This window comes from Colwellia sp. BRX10-4, from assembly GCF_014077465.1.
GTDB lineage: Bacteria > Pseudomonadota > Gammaproteobacteria > Enterobacterales > Alteromonadaceae > Colwellia_A.
The window spans coordinates 1-2,804 of the sequence record NZ_JACGVZ010000064.1; the positions used below are offsets into that span (position 1 = coordinate 1).

2 protein-coding genes are annotated in these 2,804 nt (G+C 36.9%); both read right to left on the minus strand.

Annotated elements, in window-relative coordinates; genetic code table 11:
• Positions 1 to 1,772: Ig-like domain-containing protein (locus H4J67_RS19670; RefSeq protein WP_182204812.1), on the minus strand; the 1,772-nt coding region annotated here is incomplete at its 3' end.
• 280 nt (positions 1,773 to 2,052) lie between these two features.
• A complete protein-coding gene (locus H4J67_RS19675) occupies positions 2,053 to 2,613 on the minus strand; it encodes a PEP-CTERM sorting domain-containing protein (protein ID WP_182204815.1) in 561 nt (186 codons plus the stop codon).
• Positions 2,614 to 2,804: the final 191 nt, after the last annotated feature.

Consider the following 2,804-nt stretch of genomic DNA (forward strand, 5'->3'; position numbering starts at 1 on the left):
TCACTATCATCACTTAAATCTGAAACCGGTGTCACTGAAATGGTTAGGGTAGAACGCTGAGTATCACCTGCACCGTCAGTAACAATATAAGTAATTACAGGCACAGCACCATTAAAGTTATCATTAGGTGTGAAGGTATAACTACCATCGGTATTTAAAGTTAACTCACCTTCCGTAAGAGTAACGGTATCACCAGCATTATACGTATTCCCATCAACAGTAAAACTGGTGACAGTTAGTGGACCGTCTGCTGTTTCTGCATTGTCTAACACATTGCCTGTGGCTGTTGTATCTTCAGCTGTTGTAACAGATTCATTGTCATCAGTAAGATCTGATAACGGTGTTACTGAAATTGTTAACGTAGAACTATCGGTATCACCCGCACCGTCAGTAACGGTGTAGCTGACCACGGGTACACTGCCGTTGAAATTATCATTGGGTATAAAGGTGTAACTACCATCTGCATTTAAGGTTAACTCACCTTCAGTGAGAGTTACCGTATCACCTGCATTGAAAGTATTTCCATTAACAGTAAAGCTGGTTACGGTTAATGGTCCATCTGCAGTTGCTGCATTATCTAAAACGTTTCCAGAGACTGGGGTATCTTCAGCTGTTGTAACAGATTCATTATCATCAATAAGATCTGATACGGGTGTTACTGAAATCGCTAAGGTAGAACTATCCGTATCACCTGCACCATCAGTTACGATGTAGCTGACCACGGGCACAGCACCATTGAAATTGTCATTTGGTATAAAGGTGTAACTACCATCTGCATTTAAGGTTAACTCACCTTCAGCGAGAGTAACCGTATCACCTGCATTGAAAGTATTTCCATCAACAGTAAAGCTCGTTATAGTCAGAGGACCATCTGCAGTTTCAGCATTATTAAGTACATTGCCAGAAACTAGGGTATCTTCAGCTGTTGTAACAGATTCATCCGCATCAGTAAGATCTGATACGGGTGTTACTAAAATCGTTAAAGTAGAACTATCCGTATTACCTGCACCATCAGTAACGGTGTAATTGACCACGGGCACAGTGCCATTAAAATTATCAGCAGGTATGAAAGTATAGCTACCGTCAGCGTTGAAGGTAAATTCACCCTCTACTAGATTAATTGTCTCGCCCGCATCAAAAGTATTACCATCAACACTAAAGTTAATCACACTTAATGGGCCGCCTGCGCTGGCACCATTATCTAGCACATTACCTGTGGCTGATGTATCTTCTGCTACAGTGACACTTTCATCAGCATCAAATAAGGCAAAGTTATCATTATTATTTTCGTTATCTAAATCACCGGGTAAAACAAAAATATTATTTTGTTCTGTTGTATCGTATCCAGCCTGCGCTAACGTTTCATCGCCTGTTCTGTTTACCGAGGCAAAACTTGTACCTTCATTACTAGTAAGACCAGCAGTTGTTTCAGGAAGCTCTGCATCAATATCAGCATCAATTAAATCTTGAATTGCTGAAATTTCATTTTGAATATTATTGATATCTTCACTATCAACACTTTCTGTATTGTTATCAGGAGAAATTATATCTACACGAATTTCATTTACCGACTCAGACTCGGAGCTGTAGACTTTATGCTGACTTCCATCAGCATAAGCTAATACAATTTCACTGCCTTTGATAAAATTAAGAACGGCGCCTGCTTTAATGACATCACCGACTTTTAATAGAGTGTTTTCAGCCACATCGGTGTGAATTTCACCTTTAACATTAATGATTTGTGCATTTTTTGGGTTGGTATAGTTTTCCATAAACGACTTCCTAATGATTTGGCTTACCACATACTCTAGACAAACTTAAAATACTGCAGTTGATTGGTAACTTTAAACTTACTTATGGATAGACATATTACAAGTAATTTGACTAAAAACAACGCCTTTTTAGCACCTTATTTATGACTATACTAAGAGATGATTTAATAAAATAGATAACCGTCAATTTTATAGACGGTATTATTGAGAAAAAAACAAACAATAACTAATATTGTTCATTTTCAAAGAAGGTGTCGAGCGACACCAACTTTATTTTAATCTAAACAGGATTATTGGTTTTTATACGACGAACTATCAATCCCATAAAAGCAAGTGAAAATATTACTATTGTTGACGGCTCTGGAACAGCAATGGATTTAAACACGTGATTAATATTCTCTCCGACCATTGCACGATCCCCGATGAAGGCAGAAATATCACCTATCGCATCATATGAAGAGTCACCTTGAATATTTGCAAGTACTGATTCACCATGTATCACAATTCTATCACCATATGAGTCGTACCAAGCCATATGATTAACAATAAAATTAGCGATATCAGGATAGGCAGCCTCGTCATTTGAACTTACTGCGTAGTCGCCGCCAGCTAAAAGCATCCCAAATTTTAACTCTGCCGCTTCAATAGCATTATAGGGGGTAATATTATCGACTACAAAAAAATCAGGTCCATCAGCTAAATCAAAATAGCCTACATACTCCCATTGGATACCAGCATTATCAGAATAATGATTACCAATAATTAATCCAGCATTTGCTCTATCGGCAACAAAAAAAGATAACACACAAACTACAACAATATTTATGATTTTAGAACTCATACAACTTCCTTAAGCCCTTAATGGGTTAATAATTTGATGTCGCATAACGACATTTACTTCAAGATACTTGTGGATTGCAAAATACATACCAAAAATAAAACCCTATTTAATTCAATAGGTAACATTTAAATGTAAACTTAATTTTTTATAACTGTTAAAAAACATGACACTAAATTACAGCTAAAAAATCC

Bases quoted from the DNA above. Each gene is read 5' to 3' on its own strand.
- H4J67_RS19675 (WP_182204815.1), bottom strand. From the start codon at position 2,613: ATGAGTTCTAAAATCATAAATATTGTTGTAGTTTGTGTGTTATCTTTT.